Origin of the sequence: Vibrio jasicida 090810c (genome assembly GCF_002887615.1) — a bacterium.
Taxonomy (GTDB): Bacteria; Pseudomonadota; Gammaproteobacteria; order Enterobacterales; family Vibrionaceae; genus Vibrio; species Vibrio jasicida.
Genome location: NZ_CP025793.1, coordinates 1,366,384 through 1,392,120, shown reverse-complemented (window position 1 = coordinate 1,392,120; position 25,737 = coordinate 1,366,384). Strand labels below are relative to the sequence as shown.

At 44.3% G+C, this 25,737-nt stretch carries 23 protein-coding genes; 13 read left to right on the top strand and 10 right to left on the bottom strand.

The window, feature by feature from the left end:
• Entirely contained in the window at positions 1-1,242 is a 1,242-nt protein-coding gene (locus tag C1S73_RS23740; RefSeq protein WP_038870765.1) for an outer membrane protein transport protein, read from the bottom strand.
• Between the two features lie 411 nt (positions 1,243-1,653).
• Here C1S73_RS23740 and C1S73_RS23735 point away from each other — a divergent pair, with 411 nt between their 5' ends.
• Positions 1,654-2,682 carry a site-2 protease family protein gene (locus C1S73_RS23735; protein WP_042602278.1) on the top strand — a complete coding sequence of 343 codons (1,029 nt, stop codon included), beginning with the start codon at positions 1,654-1,656 and terminating at the stop codon, positions 2,680-2,682.
• Between the two features lie 156 nt (positions 2,683-2,838).
• On the opposite strand, the gene C1S73_RS23730 is transcribed toward C1S73_RS23735, so the two are convergent.
• Positions 2,839-3,624 (bottom strand): M48 family metallopeptidase, encoded by a 786-nt coding sequence (locus C1S73_RS23730; RefSeq protein WP_038870761.1) that lies wholly within the window; start codon positions 3,622-3,624, stop codon positions 2,839-2,841.
• 192 nt (positions 3,625-3,816) lie between these two features.
• On the opposite strand from C1S73_RS23730, the gene C1S73_RS23725 reads away from it, so the two are divergent.
• From C1S73_RS23725 to cutA, 5 genes are all read left to right on the top strand, one after another.
• Positions 3,817-4,251 carry a hotdog fold thioesterase gene (locus tag C1S73_RS23725; RefSeq protein WP_038870760.1) on the top strand — a complete coding sequence of 145 codons (435 nt, stop codon included), beginning with the start codon at positions 3,817-3,819 and terminating at the stop codon, positions 4,249-4,251.
• A gap of 17 nt (positions 4,252-4,268) precedes the next feature.
• Entirely contained in the window at positions 4,269-4,502 is a 234-nt protein-coding gene (locus C1S73_RS23720) for a DUF3389 domain-containing protein (RefSeq protein WP_038870757.1), read from the top strand.
• A gap of 79 nt (positions 4,503-4,581) precedes the next feature.
• Entirely contained in the window at positions 4,582-6,288 is a 1,707-nt protein-coding gene (locus C1S73_RS23715; RefSeq protein ID WP_038870755.1) for an SgrR family transcriptional regulator, read from the top strand.
• Complete coding sequence (locus C1S73_RS23710) at positions 6,272-6,523, top strand: hypothetical protein (RefSeq protein ID WP_038870753.1); 252 nt, start codon at positions 6,272-6,274, stop codon at positions 6,521-6,523. The genes C1S73_RS23715 and C1S73_RS23710 overlap by 17 nt, the downstream gene beginning before the upstream one ends.
• Positions 6,524-6,532: 9 nt before the next feature.
• The gene (gene cutA, locus C1S73_RS23705; RefSeq protein WP_038870751.1) at positions 6,533-6,865 is read left to right on the top strand and encodes a divalent-cation tolerance protein CutA; all 333 of its coding nucleotides are present in this window, start codon (positions 6,533-6,535) and stop codon (positions 6,863-6,865) included.
• Here the strand turns inward: cutA and C1S73_RS23700 are convergent.
• Complete coding sequence (locus C1S73_RS23700; RefSeq protein ID WP_038870750.1) at positions 6,827-7,423, bottom strand: DUF2238 domain-containing protein; 597 nt, start codon at positions 7,421-7,423, stop codon at positions 6,827-6,829. The genes cutA and C1S73_RS23700 overlap by 39 nt on opposite strands.
• A gap of 222 nt (positions 7,424-7,645) precedes the next feature.
• Here C1S73_RS23700 and C1S73_RS23695 point away from each other — a divergent pair, with 222 nt between their 5' ends.
• Both C1S73_RS23695 and C1S73_RS23690 read left to right on the top strand, forming a co-directional pair.
• On the top strand, positions 7,646-8,485 hold the full coding sequence (locus C1S73_RS23695) for an isopenicillin N synthase family dioxygenase (RefSeq protein WP_038870749.1): 840 nt from the start codon (positions 7,646-7,648) through the stop codon (positions 8,483-8,485).
• A gap of 112 nt (positions 8,486-8,597) precedes the next feature.
• Positions 8,598-9,218: a DNA-J related domain-containing protein gene (locus tag C1S73_RS23690; RefSeq protein WP_038870748.1), complete on the top strand. Its 621-nt coding sequence runs from the start codon at positions 8,598-8,600 to the stop codon at positions 9,216-9,218.
• 84 nt (positions 9,219-9,302) lie between these two features.
• Here the strand turns inward: C1S73_RS23690 and C1S73_RS23685 are convergent, their stop codons facing one another.
• From C1S73_RS23685 to tesA, 4 genes are all read right to left on the bottom strand, one after another.
• The gene (locus C1S73_RS23685; RefSeq protein WP_038870747.1) at positions 9,303-10,958 is read right to left on the bottom strand and encodes an ABC-ATPase domain-containing protein; all 1,656 of its coding nucleotides are present in this window, start codon (positions 10,956-10,958) and stop codon (positions 9,303-9,305) included.
• Positions 10,959-11,030: 72 nt separating this feature from the next.
• The gene (locus C1S73_RS23680) at positions 11,031-12,941 is read right to left on the bottom strand and encodes a bifunctional diguanylate cyclase/phosphodiesterase (protein ID WP_038870746.1); all 1,911 of its coding nucleotides are present in this window, start codon (positions 12,939-12,941) and stop codon (positions 11,031-11,033) included.
• A gap of 190 nt (positions 12,942-13,131) precedes the next feature.
• On the bottom strand, positions 13,132-14,331 hold the full coding sequence (fabV, locus tag C1S73_RS23675; protein ID WP_038870745.1) for an enoyl-ACP reductase FabV: 1,200 nt from the start codon (positions 14,329-14,331) through the stop codon (positions 13,132-13,134).
• An 83-nt stretch (positions 14,332-14,414) separates the two neighbouring features.
• A complete protein-coding gene (gene tesA, locus C1S73_RS23670) occupies positions 14,415-15,017 on the bottom strand; it encodes a multifunctional acyl-CoA thioesterase I/protease I/lysophospholipase L1 (RefSeq protein WP_038870744.1) in 603 nt (200 codons plus the stop codon).
• Between tesA and C1S73_RS23665 the strand changes: the two genes are divergently transcribed.
• The 3 genes from C1S73_RS23665 (at position 15,016) to C1S73_RS23655 (ending at position 19,952) form a co-directional block, all read left to right on the top strand.
• Positions 15,016-15,717 carry an ABC transporter ATP-binding protein gene (locus tag C1S73_RS23665; RefSeq protein WP_038870743.1) on the top strand — a complete coding sequence of 234 codons (702 nt, stop codon included), beginning with the start codon at positions 15,016-15,018 and terminating at the stop codon, positions 15,715-15,717. The two genes, tesA and C1S73_RS23665, sit on opposite strands and share 2 nt — an antisense overlap.
• Complete coding sequence (locus tag C1S73_RS23660; RefSeq protein WP_038870742.1) at positions 15,708-18,164, top strand: ABC transporter permease; 2,457 nt, start codon at positions 15,708-15,710, stop codon at positions 18,162-18,164. The genes C1S73_RS23665 and C1S73_RS23660 overlap by 10 nt, the downstream gene beginning before the upstream one ends.
• A gap of 354 nt (positions 18,165-18,518) precedes the next feature.
• Positions 18,519-19,952 carry an FAD-dependent oxidoreductase gene (locus C1S73_RS23655; RefSeq protein ID WP_038870741.1) on the top strand — a complete coding sequence of 478 codons (1,434 nt, stop codon included), beginning with the start codon at positions 18,519-18,521 and terminating at the stop codon, positions 19,950-19,952.
• A 52-nt stretch (positions 19,953-20,004) separates the two neighbouring features.
• Here C1S73_RS23655 and C1S73_RS23650 read toward each other — a convergent pair whose 3' ends face one another.
• The 3 genes from C1S73_RS23650 to C1S73_RS23640 are packed head-to-tail and all read right to left on the bottom strand — an operon-like array spanning position 20,005 to position 22,375.
• The gene (locus C1S73_RS23650) at positions 20,005-20,940 is read right to left on the bottom strand and encodes a 5-oxoprolinase subunit C family protein (RefSeq protein WP_038870740.1); all 936 of its coding nucleotides are present in this window, start codon (positions 20,938-20,940) and stop codon (positions 20,005-20,007) included.
• Positions 20,937-21,620 carry a 5-oxoprolinase subunit B family protein gene (locus C1S73_RS23645; protein ID WP_038870739.1) on the bottom strand — a complete coding sequence of 228 codons (684 nt, stop codon included), beginning with the start codon at positions 21,618-21,620 and terminating at the stop codon, positions 20,937-20,939. The genes C1S73_RS23650 and C1S73_RS23645 overlap by 4 nt, the downstream gene beginning before the upstream one ends.
• Positions 21,620-22,375: a 5-oxoprolinase subunit PxpA gene (locus C1S73_RS23640; RefSeq protein ID WP_038870738.1), complete on the bottom strand. Its 756-nt coding sequence runs from the start codon at positions 22,373-22,375 to the stop codon at positions 21,620-21,622. Before C1S73_RS23640 ends, C1S73_RS23645 begins: the two co-directional genes overlap by 1 nt.
• A 289-nt stretch (positions 22,376-22,664) precedes the next feature.
• On the opposite strand from C1S73_RS23640, the gene C1S73_RS23635 reads away from it, so the two are divergent.
• Both C1S73_RS23635 and galE read left to right on the top strand, forming a co-directional pair.
• Positions 22,665-24,623: a diguanylate cyclase domain-containing protein gene (locus tag C1S73_RS23635; protein WP_038870737.1), complete on the top strand. Its 1,959-nt coding sequence runs from the start codon at positions 22,665-22,667 to the stop codon at positions 24,621-24,623.
• Between the two features lie 54 nt (positions 24,624-24,677).
• Positions 24,678-25,694 (top strand): UDP-glucose 4-epimerase GalE, encoded by a 1,017-nt coding sequence (gene galE / locus C1S73_RS23630; protein ID WP_038870736.1) that lies wholly within the window; start codon positions 24,678-24,680, stop codon positions 25,692-25,694.
• Positions 25,695-25,737 lie beyond the last annotated feature (43 nt).

Here is a 25,737-nt window from a genome sequence, read left to right as displayed (position 1 = left end):
TTACTTGAACGTGTAGTTCATTTGTACAGCACTGATGTAGGCCGTACCTTCTGAATCAAAAGTGATCTCTTGATCCGCGGCGTTGGTTTCAGTAAACGAGCCAGACTTACTCTTGACGAAAGCAAAACCTGCATCGAAGGTTAGGTTTTCTTTCATTGCATAAGTCACGCCTGCGCTGTACCAAAAACGGTCGCTATCAGGGATACTCAATGTGGCTTCACCGGCTTGCTCGTCATAGGCGATACCCGCGCGAAGTGTCCATTGGTTGTTCAGAGTGTATGTACCACCGAAGGAGTAACGGTTGTTGTCTTCGTATTTTTCAGGTTTGAAGAAGCACACACCACCAGCACAATCTTTACTGGTTGCTTTTAATTCTTTAAATGTGCTCCAGTCCGTTTGTTGCCATCCGTAGTGGATCGCCCACGTTTCGTTTAACTGATGGAATGCAGAAAGTTCGATAATAGACGGAAGAGAAATTTGCAGACGGCCATCTACTTTTGCAGCGTTGGCGACACCAGAGTCATAGCTGCTGAATTCACCTTCATCAAAGTCAAGGTCCACTTTAGAGCGGTAACCAAAGCCAAAGCGGTTGTTTTCATTCAGCTCGTATAAAGCGCCAATGTTCCAACCCCAAGCAAACGTGTCGCCTTCCATACCAATGAGGTTGTCGGATTTCTTGCTGTCAGGACCAAATAGCGGAGCAAGTGCACCTTTGTGGCGAGTTAACTCTGCGTGTGCGTATACCAAGTTAATACCACCACCGACGCTGAATTGCTCGTTAATGCGATAAGCGATATTAGGGTTTAGGTTGACGGAAAGTAGGGAGGTATCACCCGCCATATCACCGGCAGAGATGTCATCTGGGTAATCAGTCGCAACACCATAGGTAGTGAACATACCAATACCCCAAGCCCATTGATCATTGATTGGGCTGATGTAGTAACCCGCTGGAACGATTTGTAGCGGAGCCACGTCGTCAGCGTGCTCTTTATGGTAAGTGTCGTAGACGTTAACTTCAGGGTCGACAATAGACAGTGCACCTGAAAATTGAGCTTCTTTAAAAAGTGTCATCGCAGCTGGGTTACGCGCTAATACGCTTGCATTATCCGCAACCGCGCCTTCACCTGAAAATGCTCTACCAAGACCAGATGCCGAGTGCTCAGCAACCTGAAAGCCCGCCGATTGGGCATTACACGCAAACAATATTGAAATTGTAAGCAGAGAGCAGTGCTTCTTGTTCATCCTTGACCCTCCTAGGGTGTCATTATGTTAGACCGAAGTCTTTGTAATTGTTGTGTAGCGATTACACCAGCTGTTGTCGGTTCGAATTACAACTGCGATGTAACGATAATGTTAATTGTATGTTTATTAACTTGTCAAAGATCATACCTATATTACGTTTTAAATTTGATGCATAGGTCAAATGGCATTTAGTAAGGCCATGTATTATGGTGATATTTTTATAACAAATGGTACGACCAGAGTTTTTTTGTAAATCTGATGGTTAAATGATAGTCAAACACTAGTTGTTAACATGCTTTTCGTTCGATTCCTTTACAGGCATAATCCGCACTTCGTGTTTATCGCATTGGGAATAGCGTGGAATTACTACACATTGAATTTCTTGGGAGACCATTGAGATTAGAAGGGTCAATGGCTGGATGGCAGCAGTTGTTTTGGGATAACACTTTGGTATCGCAAATTGATGCCAGTGAGGATGATTCAGGCAAAACCTCACATCAATTTAAGCTTTCTTCAGCGGAAGAGATCTTATCTTGCCAACTCGACTGTGAGCTAAATTGGCAACCGTTTGATTTCAAATATCAAGCGTTTGTCGACGATGTTTTGGTTACCGAAGGGACAAGAAACGAAAAAGACATTGAGCGTCAGATACCGGTTGAAGCGCCGCCAACCGAAAAGCGTTTTAGTTTAATCGGTATGGTGTCACTGGGGATGAAAGCGCTGAAGAGTGCGAAAGTCATCAAGGTTGCGCTTGCGTCGGCAAGTTTAGCAGCGTACTCCTGGTTATTTTCCATTGAGTTTGCTTTGGCATTGTTGGCGTGTCTTGTTTTTCACGAATACGGGCACATTAAGGCGATGAAGTACTTCGGCATGAAGACCAAAGGAATTTATCTCATCCCGTTTCTTGGTGGTTTAGCGCTGAGTGATGAAAAGATAAATACTCGATGGCAAGACGTGGTTATTTCTATAATGGGGCCGTTCTTTGGCTTGGTGCTTAGTATCATTTTCACCGTTCTTTACTGGATGACTGGAGAAATGATCTTCGCAGGGTTGGCAGTGTTTAATGCACTGTTAAACCTTTTCAACCTATTGCCGATTCTACCTTTAGATGGTGGTCACGTCTTAAAAAGTATTACCTTTTCAATGAACACTTGGGTCGGGCTTGTCGGTAGTATTCTTGCAGCATTGTTTGGAATCTATATCAGTTACACGTTTGGTTTAACGTTATTAGGATTTCTATTAATGATGGGCATGCTGGAAGTGGTAATGGAATGGCGAACGCGACATCAAAGTCACTTATTGCCGTTAACTCGTTATGGCCAACTGTTCTCGTTTGCATGGTACTTAGTATCCGTCGGTGGTTTTGTGGCGATCATTTGGTACTTTGCTGGGTTAGGAGATAGCTTACTCAGTTTGCCATTGCAAATTCTGGGCACCTAATTTTCGCTCTCGAGCTGACCAATCTCGTCTAAAGCAGGGGCCATAAAGGCAAGAACTAAAAAGAAAGCTCCGGTAGGTTTTAGCCTAACGGAGCTTTCGTGTTTCTGGTGTTAGATTAATTATGTATTTTTACGTAATACAACCTAAAACATTAAATTACCCGCACTTCGGAGCTTTCACGGTAGAAGCTGGCAAGGTTTTAATGGTGGCCTGCAAATCTCTGATACGAGTGTTATGCGATGGGTGGGTTGAGAAGAACTCAGGTGGTTGCGCACCACCGGCTTTGCCCATATTTTGCCAAAGATCGACGCTCTGATTCGGGTCGAATCCCGCCTTTGCCATAAAGCCAAGGCCAACAATATCCGCTTCCGACTCTTGAGTTCTACCATAAGGAAGAATCACACCATACTGAACACCAACACCTAATGCCGCCATGGTCATTTGCTGGTATTGCTTGTATTCAGAGGCGCCAATTGCAACATTAGCAAGGGACAACCCTGCGTTGGTGAGTTGGCTTTGAGAGAGGCGTTCGTTACTGTGATCCGCTAGGACGTGAGCAACCTCGTGGCCAATAACGGTTGCGAGTTGGTCTTGGTTTTTAGCGACTTTCAACAGTCCTGTGTATACGCCAATTTTGCCACCGGGTAACGCAAAGGCGTTCACTTGGTCACTATCAAAGACAACCACTTCCCAATCTTTAAACCCAGCTTGTGGTGGAATGGTATCAGTGATTTGTTTTGCAACACATTGAACGTATGCATTGGTTTTCTTGTCTTTGCTGATCGGGATCTCTTTCTTCATTTGATCAAACGATTTTGCGCCAAGTGAAGACATTTCTTGATCAGAAAACATTAAAATCTGATTGCGGCCAGTAGGGGAAGAACTGCACGCTGTTAAGCCAGCTATAGTGAAAAGCACTGATGCTTTAATCCATGTTCTCATAGTGGGGTCCATATAAATATTTTCTGTTTTGTACCAATAGTATAACGCTTAGTAAAGAAACTTTAAGCCATTATGTTGATCACGTTGAACGATGTGTTTCGTCTTGAAGTGATGTTACGATCGGGACTATCCTAGAGGCACTTCAAATCGAGATTACCAGTGGTTGTAACTGGTTAGAATAAGAGCGAAAACATGAGTATTTGGAAAAAGCCAATGAGCTTGGAGGTTCTTAACGCTACGTCTAAGAACACCATGATGGAACATCTGCAAATCGTCTATACCGACTTCACTGACGACTCGCTTACCGCGACCATGCCTGTGTGCAGCTTTACTCATCAGCCATTAGGGATGCTTCATGGTGGTGCATCGGTTGTGTTAGCAGAAACGTTAGGCTCACTTGCCGCTAATTTCTGTGTGGGTGAAGGTAGTTACTGTGTTGGCTTAGACATTAATGCCAACCATGTGCGTGCGATGAGAAGCGGTTACGTTATTGGGACGGCTACACCAGTGCATTTAGGCGTATCTACACAAGTTTGGCAGATCAATATTACCGACGAACGAGAACGTTTGGTTTGCACCAGTCGTTTGACCATTGCAGTCAAACATCAAAAAGAAAAGACAGCGTAATTCAACGAAGGTAAGGCATGGTTATCGAATTTTCTCTGGGTAAGATCATCGCAACCCAACGTGAAATTGTCATCAAGTTAACCGGTTCGGGTATGGTTACGATGCAAGCCCAAACTGATGCAATTCAATTGCTTGGTCGTGGTGCGAATGTGGTGTTAGCACATGGCGCAGAAACAAAATGGTCGATCAAACTCGACGATGAAGATCAATTACGCCAAGTAGCGCAAGAAATTGGTATCGACATTCAATAATTTCACTTCCGAGGTTTGCACTTTTTGCAAAAAATGAGGAAACTTAGTTTATCGCAATGAAAACTAAAATTTCCTCTTTATGAGCAGTCCTCGTTTACGTGTTCAATTCGAAACACTGTTTGAAAAATTTTCTGGTAATGACACGGAAGTTCAACTCGAAGACATTACCGAAGCGCTCTTTTGTACTCGACGTAATGCCCGAATCGTTCTCAATAAATTAGAGGAAGAAGGGTGGATTGAGTGGCATCCTGCCGCTGGTCGAGGAAAACTCTCTAAACTTGTCTTTAAACGTAATCGCAGTGACGTGAGTGAAAACTTGGCTCGTCGTTATCTTGATGAAGGAAAAATTGGGCAAGCTTTAGAAGCGTTAGACAATGATGCCGCCAAACTGACTCAGGTAATCCAAGGCTACCTTGGTTTGCAGCACCGTCAGGGTGAGCAAGTCGTCCGTTTGCCTTACTATCGGCCATTAGCCATGTTGAATCCTCAGAAACCGATGCGTCGGTCTGAGCAACATATTGCCCGACAAGTATTCAGCGGTTTGACTAAGCTCGACGACAACGAACAACTGCAGCCGGATTTGGCGCACTATTGGGAAGCGCTATCCGATACCCATTGGCGTTTTTATTTGCGCCGAGGTGTTCGTTTCCATAATGGAGAGTTGCTCACGACGGACTGTGTTATTGAAAGCATTTCTGCATTGAGTGGCTTGAATCTGTTTTCTCATATAGAAAAAGTGATTTCACCAGAACCGTGGACGGTGGACATCCATCTTGTACGTCCTGATAAGTATTTGCCCCTCGCGTTGAGTGAGTCTCAGGCGAAAGTCCTGCTTCCCAAGACGCTTCGCTCAGAAGAGTTTGATCGAAAACCCGTTGGTACAGGGCCATTTCAAGTCAAAGTAAACGATGACAAACGACTAATATTAACAGCGTTTGACGGTTATTTTGGACTACGTCCGCTACTTGACCAAGTCGAAGTCTGGGTGATTGATGAAGCGTACTCTTCGATGGTTTACCCAAGCTTGTCAAAACCACAAATGGACAAACAAGCCTCCACCGACGAAGTCGAACTGGACCCAGGCTGTACCTTTTTACTACTCAATAAAAACAAAGGGATAGCGAAAGATCCACGTTGGGCAGAGTTCCTAAGTCAGGTATTGAACAGCTATCAAATTTACTCTCTTGTGCCACAAGATAAGGTCATCGAACTCGGAGTGCTACAAGCATTTGGATTGAAACCTGGTTGGATAGATCTTAAGCCGACAATGGGAGGTGATGCGCCTCAAAAAGAGAAAACGATTTGTGTTGCTTATCAGAAAAAACACCCAATGTTTCCGGTCATCGGGAAGGCCATTAAAACACTGTTAAAGCCGCATGGTATCGATGTAGATTTCATTCGCTATGATACTCAGCCGCCTTCCCCAGAAGAAGTGGATATTTGGATTAAAGCCATGGGCATTGCCACAAATCGCAATGACGCACTAGCAGGTTGGCTACTAGACTACAGTGATATCGATAAATTTAGCGCAGGGTACGACTTTTCTGGATGGGCAACGCTGGTGGATCAGTGGCGAGCAGGGCAACACAATGATTTTCCTGCACGAGAGCTTGGTCGACAATTAGTGAAAAGTTGCCAAGTCATCCCGATGTTCCACTGCTGGCTTGGCGTAAACAAAGACCACAGTGGCGCATTACAAAACGCCAAATGCAACGCACTAGGCTGGTTCGACTTTAGCAATGTATGGGTAAAACCAGAAATAGAGAAAAATGGCGAAACCGAATAAAAAACAACCGACAAAAACCGTCGAAATATACTGCGCAAAATGCAAAGCTCAGCTGTTTAAATACCGTAAAGGAGGAAAGGGTGCTTTGGTCAAATGTTTTAAAGAACGTATTGTCGAAGACTTCACTAAAGTGCCTTGTGTTTGTCCGGGTTGCGAGCAAGAGTTTGCACGAGATACGTTGGTAAGAGGAACGCCCGCCTTCAAGATGATTGGCGGTAAGGTCACGATGAAATAAGAGTCAGTTATGAGCGAACAACACGATTACTGCATGGTACTGAGTACAGCGGGTACACAACAAAACCGAGATGACATTATCAAAGGTCTACTAGAGGCTAAACTCGCTGCGTGCATTCAAACTATGCCAATAGAAAGTCATTATGTGTGGAAAGGGGAAATTTGCAGCGATAACGAATGGCTCATGGTGATTAAGACGCGGCGTGATTTGTATGCATTAGTGGAAGACAAAATAAAAGACCTGCACGAATATGAAGTTGCTCAAATCGTACAGGTCCCAATTGTCGAAGGGTTTAATCCGTATTTAGAATGGCTTCGCCAATCGACGTTGAGTTGTCAGTAATAACAAAGAAACTATCGCACCCATGGTGTCGCACAACATGTCTTTCTGGGCATCCCAAATATCGCCCTGTGATCCCAGAAAGGCAATGCCTTCATCTCCACCTGCAATCGCGGCGTACCACCATTCAATGATCTCGTAGCCAGCCGCTAACGACATGATTGCAAACAAAGCAAACCAAGAAGCGAAGCTTGCGCTGATTTTCTTTTTATTAATCAGATATTCAGCGATTGGGTATGCGTATAAGCCAATAGAAAAGTGCGCGACTCGGTCGAAGTTGTTGCGCTCAGATCCAATCAAATTGTTAAACCAGTCAAAGGGGACTTCTGCGAACGTGTATTTTGCGCCAATGGTATGTAAGCAAAGCCAAATGAACATCAATACGTAAGCGGTGTTACTGAATTGGTAACGAATAGACAGTGCCCAAATCGCGATGAGAATACCAATGGCTGGTACGATTTCGGCAAACCACACCGCTCGAGAGCTCGGCTCTAACGCTGAAAACAGAAATACGACGGCATAGAAAATGGTTAAACCCAATAAGGTAGAAGTATTCTTCATAGAGAAATTGATCCTTCAATTAAATACTGACGTTATGATTACACTTAATTGAACGCTGTGCAATTGTTTGTTTTGTCAAAATAATGATTACTGTTTTTGTTGATATATTGGCAAACTGCTCAACAATAAAACGTTTGCGCGGAAACATTTCATTAAAGTTTGATTTACAACATGCCCATCCATAGAATTCACGACTCAGTCTAATAAAAAAGAAGTAAAGTCATGAAACTGGAAACTGTCGATTATCTTGCTGACGATGCTGCTCAACAGTTCGTCACCTCACTACGTGAAACTGGGTTCGGTGTATTAAAAAACCACCCAATCCCACAAGAGCTGGTCGAGTCAATTTACAAAAACTGGTACGAGTTTTTCAGCTCAGCGCAAAAAAACGATTTCCAATTTAATGTTGAAACACAAGACGGTTATTTTCCACCTTCCGTTTCTGAAGTTGCGAAAGGCCACAGCGTAAAAGACATCAAAGAGTACTTCCATGTATACCCATGGGGTCAGATCCCTGTGCAGCTAGAAAAAGAAATCTTAGAGTATTACGAACGTGCGAACGCATTTGCTCAAGAATTACTTGGCTGGGTAGAAGAGTACGCACCGAAAGAGGTTCAAGAGAAGTTTTCTATTGCGCTGTCTGAAATGATCAACAATAGCGACAAAACATTGCTACGCGTTTTGCATTACCCACCAATGACGGGTGAAGAAGAACCGGGAGCAATTCGCGCTGCGGCTCATGAAGACATCAACTTACTCACGGTGCTGCCTGCGGCAAATGAGCCGGGCTTGCAAGTTAAGAGCAAAGAAGGTGATTGGTTAGATGTGCCTTGTGACTTTGGTAATATGATCATCAACATTGGTGACATGCTACAAGAAGCATCAGGGGGTTACTTCCCATCAACGACACACCGAGTCATCAACCCAACGGGTGGTCGTCAAGAGAACTCCCGCATTTCTTTGCCGTTATTCCTCCATCCAAAGCCTGATACAGTGCTTTCGGAACGTTACACAGCACATAGTTACCTGATGGAACGACTACGAGAACTCGGCGTTATTTAAATCAATGAGATCTTCGTTCAAAAGGCCGACCGTTTCTTACTGTCGGCCTTTTTGTGTTTATGGTACAAATTGACTAGCTTTAGAGAATACACCGTGAAAACAAAGAGGATACATGGACGAACAACATGAAGTTTGCCAACGTGGTCATCATGATATGGAAAACCCATTGTTATGGCCGATCCTCGAAATCCTCAAAAAGAAACCTTCAGGCTGGAAAGTGCATACTCTAGCTCATGAATTGAGTGAGCATGGTTACATTGCCCAATTAGACTCATCTCCAGATAAAGATCTCTTCAAACGTAACTTCTTGTTGATGAATGCGCTCTATCAATTACAAGAAACGTTATATCCAGAAGGTTGGCTGCAAGTTGAAGCCATGGATATCGTGTTAATGTCCTCATTAGAAGCTACGCGCCATACTGTCGATACGACGAATCCGTTACGAGAATACTACCTCGACTGGAGTAATTATGAAGCCAACGAAGGAGAGGTACGCCGATTGCTGAATGACTTTTGGAATCGCTATCAACACTTCATTGGTGGCTCATCCAGTTCTTGTATTGATAGGTCCAAAGCGTTGAGTCTGTTTGAGTTAGGGCGCGACGCGACAAGAGTGGAGATCCGTAAGCAATGGCTAAAATTAGCGTTGCGTTGGCATCCAGATAGAGAAAACGGCAGCGCAGAACGCTTTCGTGTGCTGTGTGATGCGTGGAACGTATTAAGAAACGGATAGTTAACTAGAAAACAGTTGAACATAAAAAGGCAGCGGTGAAACGCTGCCTTATTTAATTCTTCTTTAGGTTCTTGAACGATAGAATCAGTTGGTTGGCTTAAACTGAGATTTACGCATGCGGTTTAACGCTGCCATTACGTCAAGTGTACGTGGCTTAGCCAGATCGCCTTGCTTAGGTAAGTTTGCGTGCCATTCGCCAACTAGCATGTCATCAATCTCTTTCGCAGGGTTGTTACACCAACCTGGAAGTTGCGCTAACTGGAACCACAGCCAGCCAATGGTGTTCACTTCATCCGCGGATTCTAGTTGCTCCAAAGCACTTAAATCAGCGAATTCTTTACCGAAGCGAAGTGAATCTTTGCCTTTTGCATTTACGCGGAATTTGCCATCCATCAAAATGTTCATTAACGCGACACGATTAAGTGCACGCGGACGGAACGTTTGCAGAGGATCTTCAGATTCGTTATGACGCTGAGTAGGGTGCTGAGCTATCACTTGTTTGGCTTTTTCTGTCACGTTAACCGCTTGGTAATCGTGCATTTGAATGACGGTGTCTGCAACGTCTAAGTAATCACCAGATCCCCCCATAACAATAATGGTTGATATCTGCAGCTCATTACGTAATTGGCCAATGCGATCCACAAGGGGAGTAATTGGCTCATCACCTTTTGCAACCAATGCCTGCATACGCTCATCACGGATCATAAAGTTAGTCGCTGACGTATCTTCATCAATAAGCAGTGAGCTTGCACCGGCTTCAATTGACTCTTGCAACCAAGCGGCTTGAGAGGTTGAGCCAGATGCATCTTGAGTAGAAAAGTCGGCGGTATCTTTGCTCATTGGTAAGTGGTTGATGTAGTTCGACAAGTTCAAGTGATGAACACAACGGCCGTCTTCTGCACGAATCTTCATCGCGTTTGCATCGGTAACAATGTACTCACGGCCATCACCTGGAATGTGGTCGTAAATAGAACGCTCAATTGCATTCAATAACGTTGATTTACCATGGAAGCCACCACCAACGATCAATGTAATTCCTTTTGGAATACCTAGGCCTGTTACGTAGCCTTTGTTAGGGGCGTGGAGTGTAACTTGAAGGTCTTCAGGGGCTTTGAATTCAACCGCTTCTTTCATTGGTAGATCGCAGTTACCTGCGATACGAGGAAGAATGCTTCCATTCGCAACGAAAGCTACGAGATTGTTCACTTCCAACTGTTCACGCAGCGCCGCTTGATCTTCCACCACTTGGCAGTGCTCTAACAAGGCTTCTTTGTCTAGCTCACGTTCTAGCGTTGCACGGCGGATGAATTTTGGTAGATGGAAAGTCAGAATGTTATTGGCTTTTTTACCAAGCACTTGACGTCCTTCCGCAGGAAGGTTCACGCGGAAACGTAATTCAATGCCTTCTTCAGTAAAAAGGACTGCCGTGTTGTCTAGCACGGTCTGGCCGCTTAGTGAGATAGTTACCGTATTCTCTTGTTTCGCAAATTGCTCAAAGCTGCGTGCAATGAAATCACGCGCTGCACGTTGGAAAGCTGGAGATTCATCTTTTAGCCATTCAAGGCCAGTGAGTGACCAAGCACGAGTTGCACGCAAGCGAGAAGCAGAAGCGTATGGGTCGCCTTGTACATGATCAATGTACAGATTGAAATCATCGAAGTCGTATTGACCCTTGATTTGCTGGTAAGCGCGGTAGTTCTGCTTTTCGATTTTTTTTAGCGTGGCAGTCAACTGATCCATGAAGATATTGGCCTTTTTATTGGAAGCGGGCGGCGATTATAGAAACCACCGCAAGCAGAGTAAAGCAAATGCTTAGGAAGAATAGGTGTATTGACCACCCAAGAGGTTTTGATTAAACAAACTTTGCTCAAATTCGTTACAAGGCATAGGCTTGCCATAAAGAAAACCTTGCCCAATGTCGCAGCCTTCGCCAATTAAAAATTGTTCTTGCTGGGCGGATTCAATGCCTTCTATGACGACTTGTAACTCCAACTTTTTTGCGATGTGTATGATAGAACAAATAATGGCACGGTCATCATCGGACTTATCCATTTGCTGAACAAAGCTTTTATCGATTTTAATCGCATCAAACGGGTATTTCTTTAGGTAACTGAACGATGCGTATCCTGTTCCAAAATCATCAAGTGACAGTGTCACGCCTAAATTGTGAAGTTTATTCAATGTATTACGAGCAACAACCTCATCAGCAATGAGAGCGCTTTCGGTGACTTCAAGTTCTAGAAAGTGAGCGGGCAGATGGAAGGTTTCAAGAAGGTGTCCAATTTGTTCCGCAAAGTTGACGTTCTGCAATTGGATGGGTGATACGTTAACGGCAATCTTAAAGTTATCCACTAACTCAGACCATTGCTTAGCTTTATCGATGGCGGTGCGTAGTACAAACGAACCGACTTCAAATATCAAACCATTTTGTTCTGCCATATGAATGAGAGCCTCATTCGAAACATCGCCTAATACTGGATGACGCCAGCGCAGCAGGGCTTCTGCACCGATCCACTTGTGAGTATGGGGCAGTACTTTGGGTTGAAAATAAAGCATTAAGTCGTCGTTTCTAACTGCTTGGAGTAGGTAGCTTTCTAATTGGTTATGGTTATTGAGTTCTTGTGTATGGCTTTCGCAGAAGTAACTGTAGGGTTCACCTGACTCTTTACAGAGCAGCATCGCGTAGCAAGCGTTTTGTAGCAGTTGTTTGGAATGGCTGTTTCTGTGCGCTTGAACAACCCCAATGTAAGAGTGTAAATGGACCTCGGTATCTTCGATGTAGAAATTACCAACACTTACATGTGTGATATCTTCTAGCAGTTTCTGGACTTTGTTTTCGACATCTTCTCCCGATACGACAATCACAAGGTCATTGGAGCTTGGTCGACCCGTGACAAAATAACTGGTTTCGTTATGGCCCAAGCGAAAGCGAAATTCTTTGAGTACCTCATCAAAACCTTCAAAGCCAAATTTTGTCTGTATGCTTCGTGCGTTGCTGAATCCTACGTTAATCACGGCAAGCGCTTCGTGTTCATGATTCAATGTTTCTAACGTGCTATCGAGGACTTTCTCTAATGCGGAACGGTTTAAAAAGCCTGTACCTTGGTCGTGTGTTTTTTGGTAACTCACTTGCTTTTCTGCGGCTTTACGGCGGTCGATTTCTTTGGTTAAGGAATAGCTGAGTTGTGCTAGGTCAGTGGTCCGAGTTTCGACTCGGTTTTTAAGTTCACTGTTTAGTCTCATCAGCTTGTGTTGTTGAAAAACCACCGCAAGCTGCGCTTCAATGGACTCTTTGAAAGTATTTAAAAGCTGCCGATAAGTTGCGTTGTATTGATTTTCTTTGGAGTCGAGCATGCAGATCGTTCCAAATGTTTCCCCATTTGGCCAGTAAAGGGGCAAGCCGCAGTAAGAAATCATACCAAGCTTAATATCAGGATTATTTTTCCATTCGTCATCGAGCAAAGCGTTGGGTACCATGAGCTCCTTTTTGTGTTCAATGACATGTTCGCAATAGAGGCCGTGTCCAAGTCCTTCTTTATCACCGACTTTGTAAGGGTTATTTTGTGTCTCGCTGGTGGTGTTGACTTCGATATGGTTAGGGTGGATGCGCATGATGAGCGTGGTCGGAACATTAGCAATTTGTGCGAGAAGGTTGACGATGTTTTGCCAACTTTTCTGCATGGATTCCGGGATCTTATAATCTAAAGTTTGCAGTGTTCCCATAAGGTATCCTTCCCGAACGTTCACTTCCTGTGAATGGAGGTTTGTTTTTATTCTTGTGTTGAGGCTGCTATTTAACCACTCGTTAAGATTAAGTATAGGGGTGGGAGATTTCGAAACAAAAAAAAGTCCTGAAAACCGTTCAGGACTTTGAATTACTTGGCACTATCTCACCTATGAGACAAGCTGTTGGCTACGGCTTGAGTGCTTTTAATGTTTTTAAAGAGATGTCTTGTGAGTAATCCACGCCTTCAAAGTTAAACCCGTTCAGCTTCATGAACTCATTTTTGAAGCCTTCATAATCGCCAAGCTCTTTAAAATTGTCTGCGTTCATTTGTTCAAGGATGGCAGAGACCTCTTGTTGAACTTGTGGATCTAACTCAAGATCATCAATACGGATCAAGCGTTCACCATCGACGGGTACTTTTTCTTGGTCATACAGCTTAGTTGTGAATAAACGTTGCATTTGCTCAATACATCGTTCGTGTGTGCCTTTCTCTTTCATCACGCGATAAAGCGCTAGTAGATAAGGGCTCAACGCCGGTATGAATACACTCGCTTTGGTGACTAAAGCTTTACACACCGTCGCGTGAGCGCTACCGCCGAAGTTAGCCATTTTCAAATTCAACGAATGGCTGGTTTGGTGTAAGTCTACCTTTGCTCGGCCCAACGTACCGTCAAGGTAGATAGGGTGAGTTACTTCTGGCCCCATGTAAGAGAAAGCAATGGTTTTACAGCCGTCAGCAACCGATTCTGAGTTGATTAAAGCATCAATCCAACTTTCCCAGTCATCACCGCCCATGACTTTGATGGTCGCTGCCGCTTCTTCTTCGGTTGCTGGTTCAAGCGACGATTCAACCCATTGATCGTTCTCTAGCATAATTGAAGCGCCAGTGACTGACTCGCCGATAGGTTTGATGACACTGCGCCAAAACTCTTCTGAATTCGGCATAGGGCGAACACCCGTTGCCAAGCTGTAAATAACTAAGTCAACTTCACCTTCAAAGTAGGTTTCAATCGCTTCAATCACTTGATTACGGACTGTATCCGAAAAGGCATCACCAACGATGTTGATGGCTGTACGGCCATGATGTATTGCTTCTTCTTTATAAAAGATATTGTTGTACCAACCTGCGCTACCAACCCCTTTGTCTGACGGGCCGCGTTCAAAAGATACGCCAATTGTGTCAGCTTCTGCGCCACCAAAGGTTAGGGCGATACGAGCGGCCAATCCAAAGCCGGAGGAAGCACCAATGATCAAAACCCGCTTTGGGCCTTTTTTGATTTGTGGCGCTTGTTTTACGAAATCAATTTGCTCTTTGATGGAAGCACGGCAACCATATGGATGCGACGAACGAGCTACAACACCTTGAATTAACGGTTCTATTTGCATTTTTATTATGTGACCTTGGTGAATAAGATTCAGATAAGAGTAACGTAAAGTTAGGTAAAACTTATTGAGCTAGACCAGTAAAATTAGAGATGTTTAACCAATTCTTCCGCGACAAAGTCGGCAATAAAAGGCTGTGCCTCTGGTTTAGGGTGTAGGCCGTCGGACATCATCCATTCTGGTTTGATGATTACTTGCTCTAGGAAGAAAGGCATCAACTCAACTTGTTGATGTTCTGCCAGCTTAGGGTAGATATCGTAGAACATGTCACTGTAGCGTTTACCGTAATTAGGCGGTACACGGATTTGCATCATGATCACATTCGCACCAGAATCTTTGATCATGGTAATCATTTTCGATAGGTTCGACGTAATAAGTTTAGGTGGGAAGCCTCGAAGTCCGTCATTAGCGCCTAGCTCGATGAGTACAACGTCAGGAGAGTGTTGCTTCAATAACTGGGGTAAGCGGGCCAAGCCGTTTCCCGTGGTGTCACCAGAGATACTGCCGTTAACAACTTTTACATCTTGGCCATGTTCTAATAACGCGTCTGGGAGTAAGCTAGGCCAACTCTCCTCGATCGGCATTTGATAGCCAGCGCTCAGACTGTCGCCCAATACAAGAAGCTTTTCGCTCGCCATAGCAGTCGCGGAAAGACTAAGAAAGAGAACTAAGGAAAGTATACGAATCATGCAAACACCTGTACTTAAAGCACCTATTGTTCAAGCGAATTTGGTTTCTAAACAAGTTTCTACTAATCAAGAACAATTAACAATCCTTAAAAATGTAAACGTCGACATTAGAAAGGGAGAAAAAATCGCCATCGTGGGCACGTCGGGAGCGGGTAAATCGACGCTGATGACACTGCTTGCTGGCCTAGATACTCCAACATCGGGTGAAATTACATTATTAGGGCATGAGCTTTCCAAATTGGACGATGAAGCTCGCGCTAAAATCCGAGCAGATTCGTTGGGGTTCGTATTTCAAAGCTTTCTTCTTATCCCAAGTCTCAGCGCGTTGCGTAATGTCACTCTTCCTTGTCTCCTACGTGGTGAGGCTGAGAATGATGCAAGAGCGACTGAATTGTTAACCGCTGTTGGTTTGGAAAAGCGACTTGACCACTTACCGAGCCAACTATCAGGGGGTGAGCAACAACGCGTCGCACTTGCAAGAGCGTTTATGACCCAGCCGGAGTTGTTATTTGCTGACGAACCAACTGGTAACCTAGACCATCAAACCGCAGAGAAAGTCATCGAGCTGTTATTCGACCTCAACGAGCAACATGGAACGACCTTGATTCTTGTCACCCACGACAGTCATTTAGCAAGCCGTTGTGACCGTGTTTATCGAATGGAAGCGGGTGAAATGATAGAGGAGGTGGCATGTCCGTAATTTCTTCAAGCGAACAAGGTTCCGACCAAGGGCACGTTAACACTAAACAATCACCAAATAAGAGTCTTATCCGCTGGAGTTTAGGTGAAATACGTCAAGGTAACCTATGGCCCATCAGTGTGGCATTGGTATTGGTGATCGCGAGCATTTTCGCATTATCGGCACTGGCGGAGCGAATGGAGCAGGTGATCATTAAACAAGGTAAGTATGCGTTAACTGCTGACGCTGTTTTTGTCTCTGCCAATCCGATCCCAGAACCGCTTCTAGCGAGCACACAAGCGTTAGAACGTTCAACTATGACGCGGTTTGCGACCATGGCTTTTAGTGAGAATGGGATGCAGTTGATTACCGTAAGGGCGGTTGATGAAAACTACCCACTTATGGGGGACCTAGTACTGGATAGTAATGAGTCAGGTCATGTAACGCAGAACCAACTGTGGCTTGATGAACGTATTATGGCCCAGCTAGAAGTGAATAAAGGTGACATTGTCACGATAGGCGATGCTGATTTTACGGTTTCAGGCGCTGTATTAATGGAGCCGGGGCTGAGTTTTAATCCTTTCCAACAAATGCCTTCCGCCTACATAAGTTCGTCAGACGTGGTCAAAACGGGCGCAATACAAGTTGGTAGTCGAGTACAATACCGATTGTTTCTGAAAGGTGACGACGCGACTCTTACTAAATTGCAAGACAGCACCCAGCTTTCACCCAGTGACCGTTGGCGAACACAAGACACCGCAAGTCGCAGTAATGAAGTATTCGACCGCACGACTCAATACTTATCTCTTACCGTTGCTATTGTCATCATAATGGCGGCAACTACATTAGTATTAACGTGTCAAAGTTACGTGAACAGCCGTACGCAAACCATTGCGATGTTAAAGAGCTTAGGGGCAAGTCGTCGCTGGATCGAAAAATGGCTTTTAATACAGGTTACGATTCTGTTGGTGAGTGCAAGTGTCGTCGGCATCTTGCTTGGCAGTGGGTTAGAGTACCTATTGCGAATCCCACTGAAAGACTTGCTGCCAAATCCATTACCTAGTTACGGCGTCACACCAATACTTGTGTCTGTCGCCTCTGCCATATTGATCACGGTGCCTGCACTTGGGATTCCACTACTTGGCCTTATCAAAACTCCCGCCTTAGAAGTGCTCCAGCAAGGGACTGCAAAACGTTCATGGAAGCGTATGTTGTTAGTTTTGGTCCCAGTGGTTCCTCTATTGGTCATTTATGCCAATAACACGTTGGTGTGGATAGTCTTAGCTGGTATTGCGGCATTATTTATTGTGTTGGCGGCGGTGAGCGTTGGACTCACCAAATTATTTGCACGGATATCAACACGCCCTGCAATGAAACTGGCTTTAAGTCGTATCAACAGAACGCCGCTTACGAGTGGACTTCAGTTTGGTGCATTATCTTTATCTCTAATGTTGCTTTCTATTATCTGGTTGGTGCGTAGCGATATTCTGGCTGACTGGGCGAGGACTCTTCCAGCTGATGCCCCGAATGTATTTGCTTTAAATATTGCGGACTATGAGTTAGATAGCTATCTGGAAACGTTAGATAAAAACCAAGTGACACGGTCACAAGCGTTCCCAATTATTCGTGGTAGATTGACCGAAATTAATGGTGAGAACGTTAAGGAAATCGAGTATCAAGGCGAAGGGTCTGATGCGATTCGTCGTGAACTCAACCTGACATGGGGCGATGTGTTACCTGAATACAACGAAGTGCTTTCTGGTGAGTGGACGAATAAGGACAGCGTCTCAGTCGAAGCTAAAGTTGCAGAGGACTTAGGGATAGGGCTGGGTGATACACTTCGCTTTGTGATTAACAGCCAGAATTTCGATGCAACGGTCGATAGTATCCGACATGTAGAATGGCGAGATATGAAGCCCAATTTCTACTTCATTTTTTCTTCGGATGTCATGGCTAGCTTACCTGGCTCCTATTTGATCAGTTATCGTATTAGTGAAGATGATGATTCGTTACTAACTTCAATGTCTCGCGCTCATCCAACGGTTTCGGTTCTTGATATTCGTACGATGGGAGACAAGATACAAGAACTCGTACAACAAATCGTCTCTGCTATTACTATTCTTGCTCTATTGGGTGTTGTTGCTGGTTTATTACTGATCTTTACGCTGTTAAGGCTGAGCCTCTCACAACGACAGCAAGAAATTCGCTTGTATCGTACCTTAGGAACAAGTAAAAAACGGATCAATACCACGTTGTGGGCGGAGTATGGGATCATGGCCGTTGTTGCGAGTGGTGTAGCCGTCATAGCTGCAGAGCTTTGTGTTGCTGCTGTGATGAAATATGGCTTTGATCTGAACCCACAGATCCACCCAGAATTGTGGATAGCTTTGCCTCTGGGTACGTTTGCTGTTCTAGCCTTAGTGGTGATGAGTTTATTGAAAAGATTGTTAACCCCTGTAAACACTTAATGCAACGTGAGTTAGTCACAGCGGAAGCGCTCTATGACAGTTTTATTTTAGTTATCCACAAAAACAGTGGATAACTTTTTGGATAACTGAAGTGGTCGAAAAGTAGGGTGTTTCCGCAGGCTTTACACCATGGGTGTTGGAGCAAAATTATTATGCACATGCCCCTAAAAATTCGCTTTCTCAACAACCTCGTCAAGCATTTTTTTTCGAAATTTTTTGCTCTTAAAAGTAACTTTTGACGTATACCGTTAACAAATGCAAACCCATGAACTTTTTGTGATTTTAATCATGCTCAAAGGCGAGTAGAATCAACATTAAGTAAAGATTTCTCCTTATAAAAATTTCAGTGAAGCAATGAAGTCTGAGTTTCCAAATCGTAAAGATAAACATATCGCAGTAATCGGTGGTGGCGTTGCAGGGGCAACCGCTGCTATCCATTTTGCAGAGCTAGGTTTTCAGGTATCAGTGATCGAGAAGGGTGTTTCGCTCGTTAATGGCCCACCCATCTGTCATTTACATGCTGGTGGTAACCTATATCGGGAAATTTCTGAGCAACAGTGCCTAGATCTTTTAACGCAGTCTATTGATACAATTCGTTTGTATCCTCACTCATTGAATATTCGACCAACCGTCATTGCAGTACCTCACTCCGATGGTGGAGACCCTACTACGCTCATCCCTCGTTTAGAGAGCATCAAAAGCGCCTATCAGTCTCTTGTTAAGCAAGACGCCCGAAATCAAGTTTTGGGAGATCCAGAAGCGTATTACAAGCTCTATTCAAAAGAAGCGTTACTAGCTTTAGCTGACGGTATTCAACCAGAGAACCCTCAAACGATCGATGAGTGGTGTATTCCATTTGCACAACATGCTGATCTAGACACGTTGAAGTACCCAGTGGTAGCAGTACAAGAGTATGGTTGGAGTGTTTTCCGATTAGCTGCTGTTGCCAACATGACGCTGGCACAGCTTCCGAATGTTCAGGTATATACTCAAGCTGAGCTGAAAGATGCGTCATGGAATGGTGATACATGGTCGTTATGCTTCCAACAAGACGGAATAGATAAGCAATTGTATTGCGACTATCTCATCAATGCTTGCGGCTTCGAAACCGGTGAAGTTGATGACTCCATTGGCGTAAAACGAGATCGGCTTGTTGAATTTAAAGCGGCTTATGTGACTCGTTGGGAAGCGTGTCATCAGCAGTGGCCAGAAGTTATCTTCCATGGCCCTCGGGGAACAGACAAGGGTATGGCGCAACTGACGCCTTACGGTAACGGCTACTTTCAATTGCATGGTATGACGAAAGGCATCACATTGTTTGATGATGGTTTGGTCGAGAGTAGTGCTGAGTCTGCGCAACCGGTGTTACCAACACGCTTACTTTCTAAGATACGCAACGGTTGGCGGCAAGAGGTTCTTGAAGAGCGCACTGACAATGCGATTCAGCACATGGCGCAATTTATTCCAGATTACAATACCGCGATAAAAGGTGGTAAAGCTTTATTTGGTGCTCAGCAGATACCGGGCACTGATCCTGTGCTTCGTGCTGCTGATGTTACGTTTGAAGATAACCATTATGCACGTGTTGAGGTGGTTAAAGCCTCATCGACCTTACTAGCAGCGCAAAAAATGGCGCAATACTGGTTTGATATCGAGCCAAGTAGCCATGTTGAGAGTCAGCATCCTGATGCGGTCAAGTGGACCGCAGAAGAAGTCGAACAGTTTGCTATCAAGCTCACTCAACAACGTGGTTACCCACAAGCATTAGCTGAGCGCTACGGCATGTAAATTTGACTTTACTGCAAATATCCTCATGGATAATGTTTAACGAAGTTAGGGCTCAGTACCCGAAAAACTGAGCCCACTGACACCAAACATCCTGCAAGCCTTTTCTATCTCCCTTAACAAAACTCACTGCTTGACCTGGCTTTGCTTGTGCTAAGCGCGGTAAATCAATTCTCGCAACGCAGCCAAATTTTGGATACCCCCCAATTGTTTGGTGATCATTCAGCAACACGATGGGATTACCATCATTTGGGATTTGAATTGAGCCTAGTGCAATGCCCTCAGATAAAATACCGTCATATGGCGGCATGATCGTTTTGCCTTCCAATCTATAGCCCATACGGTTTGAATTCGTTGAAATCGAAAAACGACTGGAATAGAAATCGTTGACAGATTGTTGGGAGAAATCTTCGTGTTGATAGCCTTCGATCACTCTTAGCTTAATCGGTAGGTTGTAATCAGGTTTGAATCGGAACGTCATCTGCTTAGGTTTAGTATTTGGCAGTGAATGAGGGTGACATTCAACGATATCACCAACTTGAAGCGCTTCACCGTTACCTTGCAAGCCTCCGAGCGCTTCACGAACGACCGTTGAACTGCTACCAAGATGCGTACTGACGCTAAAACCACCTTTGACTGCTAGATAAGCGCGCAGTCCATTTTTTGCCATACCAAATCGAAGTGTTTGACCTTTTTTTAAGGTGAAATCAGACCAATTGGCGATAGGTGAACCTTCAACAGAAGCATTTAAATCCCCACCACAAATTGCTAGGTGACAATCCGACAATGCTTTAAAGCTCGCATTACCGAGAGTAACTTCGATGACTGAGCAATTGACAGGGTTATTGAGTAGATGATTAGACCAACTGTATGCGTAATCATCCACTGGCCCACCTTGAGTAATTCCGATATGAGCTAAGCCAAAGCGTCCAAAATCTTGAATCAGAGAGAGCGCCCCTGGTTTTTCTACATATAATCCTATTCGACTCATAGAATACCTCCTAAGTTGAGGAACTCTTGTTTTGATATTGCACCAAATGCGACCTTGTCTCCTACTTCGAAAGGGATAAAGGGAGGGGTATCCACAAAGAGGGAAATAGGGGTTCTGCCGATGACGTTCCAACCTCCAGGGCTATCAGAAGGATACACCGCTGTTTTAGAGTCAGCGATTGCGACACTTCCAGCAGGAACGTGCGTTCTTGGGGTTTGATGTCTTGGTATTTGAATGCGTTCTGCTACGTCAGAAAGGAATGCAAAGCCAGGGGCAAACCCAATTGCAGAGACAGTATAAACCACTTGCGTGTGCTGTTCGATAAGCTCTGTCAGCGTTAACCCTTTGAGTTCAAACCGCTTAAGATCAAGAGCGGTTTCTTCCGAATAGTAGACTGGGATAGAAATGTAATTTGGCTGTTTGTTGTCCATGGACTGAACGTCGAAACGAGAGATGAGATGTTGAAGCTCATTTAAAATCGACGCTTCTTGAATTCGAAAGGGCAAATAATCTATCAAGATGGTGCGGTAAGATGGGACCACGTTCATGACGATCATATTTAACTTGTCAACAATCTGATGTGCGAGTTCGCCAATGTGCTCAACTGTAATAGGTTCTTCGAAACGAATAAGAATACTGCACTCTGATATCGGTGAGATAGAAAACTGCCCTTGATTCATTAATTTCCTCCGGTGTAGAGACTCTGACGTATTTTTTGTATCAACGTGATCGATTCTTCATTGTCTCCATGTACGCAAATGGTATCGGCCTCTAAGAGAATGTATTGGCCTGAAGCCGTTTTTACTCTGCCTGATTCTGCCAGCATTTTAACTTGCTCAAGAATGGCGTGTTCTGTGTTTAATACTGCGTTAGGGTGGGTTCTAGGAGTGAGTAAACCGTCGTCTTGATAACGTCGATCTGCAAACGCTTCAAAGAGCAAAGGAACATCGAAATCATCAGCAATCTCAAGGTATTTTTCATTCTCTTGTGAAGCAAGGATCATTAAAGGGACTTTGAACAATGCGGCCGCTTTGACTAAGGCCAAGAAAACACCGTCATTTGCCATCATATCGTTGTATAACGCACCATGAGGTTTGATGTAACCAATGTCCGTGTATTGCGCTTTGCACAGTGCCTGCAGCGCGCCAACTTGATAAATCACCATGTTGGTAATGTCATCGTTGTTCATAGGCAAACTACGACGGCCAAAGCCCTGAATGTCGGGATAGCCAGGGTGAGCTCCAATTTCTACGTCGTGCTGGTTGGCTAGGGTAATCGTATCATGCATGACATTTGGGTCGGAGGCGTGGAATCCGCATGCGATGTTCGCCATATCAATATGTGGCATAACCGTTTCATCGGCGCCCATTTTCCACGATCCAAAGCTTTCGCCCATGTCGCAGTTAAGTGTCAGTTGCTGTTTATTCAATGTCATACGTTTCTATAAATCCGAACTATGCATGTAAAATGCAGGAAAATACGTTTAAGTTCAGTGACTAACTTCATTTTTCAGGTAGAAGACTAGTAGATGATAATCGATAAAGATCGTTTAGTAATTTGAAATGATCCGAAGTTTCAAGAAAATCATGTTTTATCAGTCTAATATCTGAGAATTACAGGTTCATTTCATCGATTGTCGTGTTAATCTTGACTCTTCTTTTTGTGTGATAGCTTGCATAGCAACCGTTGTGTCTTTTGGGTTGTCTTTTGCGACAGGAATATATATGTCAATACGAGCAAAGCTAATATGGCCGATACTCGCTTTCATCACGGTCATCTTTGTTACATCTCAGAGTTACACGTCATACATCACGTACCAGTCCGCCAAACATGAGCTCGTTGAGCAGACGAAAGTTCTTATTAATGATGTCTCTCATTCCATTAAAGATGCGCTCGCCACAAAGAACAAGCAAAAAGCACAAACCATTTTGGCTGATTTTTTGATGGAGCCAAACGTATCACTCGTCAAGTTGTATGACAAAAACAATCAGCCGTTTGCCGTTTTTGCGCTTGATGGCTTTTCTGCACCGAGCCCCTCAGTTAAAGAGCGCAGCCGCTTGCATTCCTTAGGGTATGCGTTATCGGCTCATTTCCTTTATGTATTAGAGCCAATTATTCATGAAGGGCAAGTTATCGGTAGTATTCGTGTAACGTTATCTCAATTGCCGATGATGCAAGTAAGAGACGCGCTGTTACAAGATGGCTTATTGTTCTTGGTTATTCTCTTCGCTGGTGGTGTGACTTTTTACTTTGGTGTCGAACGACGAGTTCTTCGTCCACTGATTGAAGTGAACAGAGCATTACAGGATTTTGCTAACGGTCACCATTTGAGCGGACGTATTAATCATCGGGCAAAAGATGAAGTGGGGGATCTCGTTGCTTCATTTAACCTCATGGTCGATAAGCTACAAAAACGTGAGAAACAGCGTAAACACACATTAGATATACTTGAGCGCCGTAAGTCGTTTTCAGAAGAAGTGATTGACTCGATTCAATACGCGCTCATTGTGACGGATAACTTAGGAAGGGTCATTCATTGCAACAAGATGACTCATCATATATTTAAAGAAACGTTCCATAATTTGGAAACGGCGAACATCTGCGACTTGATTAAAACCAAAACACCCAACGAACTTAGTCAGATTCTGAGCCGCGGGTTAGAGTGTGATGATATACATCTACAAAGTGATTTGAACGAGCAACAATTGAGTCTTACGAGTCGACGCCTATCTAAACACGGATATTTGTTGTTTGCGATTCAAGATATAACCGCCATCGAAGAGGCGATGAATCGCCAAAAAGTTGCAGGACGTGTGTTTGAGAGCAGTCAGGATGGTTTGGTAGTTCTTAATCACTTAGGCATTATTACGATGGTAAACCCCGCCGTCACGAAACTGACCGGCCTTGAGATGGACCAGTTGATTGGAAAGCCGTTTATCAAATCGATTCGTTGGCGCAAGTTACAAGCGATGATGCCAAGTATTTTAGAGTCGATCGAAAACTACGGCATGTGGCAGGGGGAAGTCATTGAGAAAAACCACAACGGGCAACTCATTCCTCTGTTTGCAAAAGTAAATCGCATTGTGAAAAGTGAAGATAATAATGCGTATGATATGGTGATCATCTTGACTGATCTTTCGAGCGCAAAGGAAATGGAAAGGCTTGAATACCTTGCTCATCATGACGCACTTACCGGCCTTGCTAATCGTTCCAAATTTCATTTGGAGCTGGAAGAATTGGTACAAAGATCAGGCTACTTACGAGATGAATTTGCGGTACTTTATCTCGATTTGGACGGTTTTAAAGCCATCAACGATACTTACGGGCATGATGCCGGGGATGAAGTGCTTAAGCAAGTTGCTGAGCGTATGACGTCCACCACGCGACACAGCGATCTCATTGCGCGATTGTCTGGTGATGAATTTGTGATGTTGGTGAATCCTGCAAATCAAAAAGCAGTGACACGCATCGCTGAACACTTACTCGAGAGTATTTGTGCGCCGATTGAATACAGAGGCTCCTTACTGAAAGTCGGTGTCAGTATCGGTGTTAAGTTGGTCGGTGTGAATGAACGCGATGCCACAAGAATATTGAAAAGCGCCGATACGGCCATGTACCAAGCAAAGAAAGCGGGTAAAGGCCAAGCGATTTTAATGGGTTGCGAATCCCCAGAGACTGTTTAAAAACGGGCTGGAAACCTTTAAACTAGCCCGATTCGCGTCAGAAGGAATGATAAAATGAAAGTACTTGTTACGGGTGGTATGGGCTACATTGGCAGCCACACTTGTATTCAAATGATCGAAGCTGGTATGACGCCAGTTATTCTCGATAACCTTTACAACAGCAAACCGACAGTACTAGAACGTATAAAGAAAGTTTGCGGTGTGACACCTGTATTTATTGAAGCGGATATTCGCGACAAAGCCTCATTAGTCGATGCGATGAAGACGCATAACATTGAAGCAGTGATTCACTTTGCCGGTCTCAAAGCGGTGGGTGAATCTGTAGAGAAACCATTAGAATACTACGATAACAATGTTAACGGTACGCTCGTATTGGTCGATGCCATGCGTGACGCTGGTGTCAAATCTATCGTATTTAGTTCATCTGCAACGGTATATGGCGATCCTGCAACAGTGCCAATTACAGAAGATTTCCCAACAAGTGCAACTAACCCTTATGGTCGCAGTAAGCTGATGGTTGAGGAATGTTTAACTGACTTCCAAAAAGCGAACCCTGACTGGAGTATCACGTTGCTGCGTTACTTCAACCCAGTAGGTTCGCACCCAACAGGTGAGCTTGGTGAAGACCCACAAGGCATTCCAAATAACTTGATGCCTTTCGTCTCTCAAGTTGCTGTAGGTCGTCGTGAATTTTTGTCGGTATTTGGTAGCGATTACCCAACAAAAGATGGTACGGGTGTTCGTGACTACATCCATGTTATGGACTTGTCTGACGGTCACGTTGCTGCATTAGACAAAGTAGGTAACAAAGCAGGCCTTCATATCTACAACCTAGGTACAGGTAATGGTTATAGCGTACTGGAAATGGTGAAAGCGTTTGAAGCTGCTTCTGGTAAACCGGTTCCATTTAAGCTGGTGGATCGTCGTCCTGGTGATATTGCTGAGTGTTGGGCTGACCCTTCAAAAGCAGCGAATGAGCTGGGTTGGAAGGCAGGGCGAACACTTGAAGAAATGACAGGTGATACGTGGCGTTGGCAGTCAAATAACCCACAAGGTTACCCAGACGCCTAAAAGTGACCATTTTACAAAATAGTAACAAAAAGGTGCGTTATCG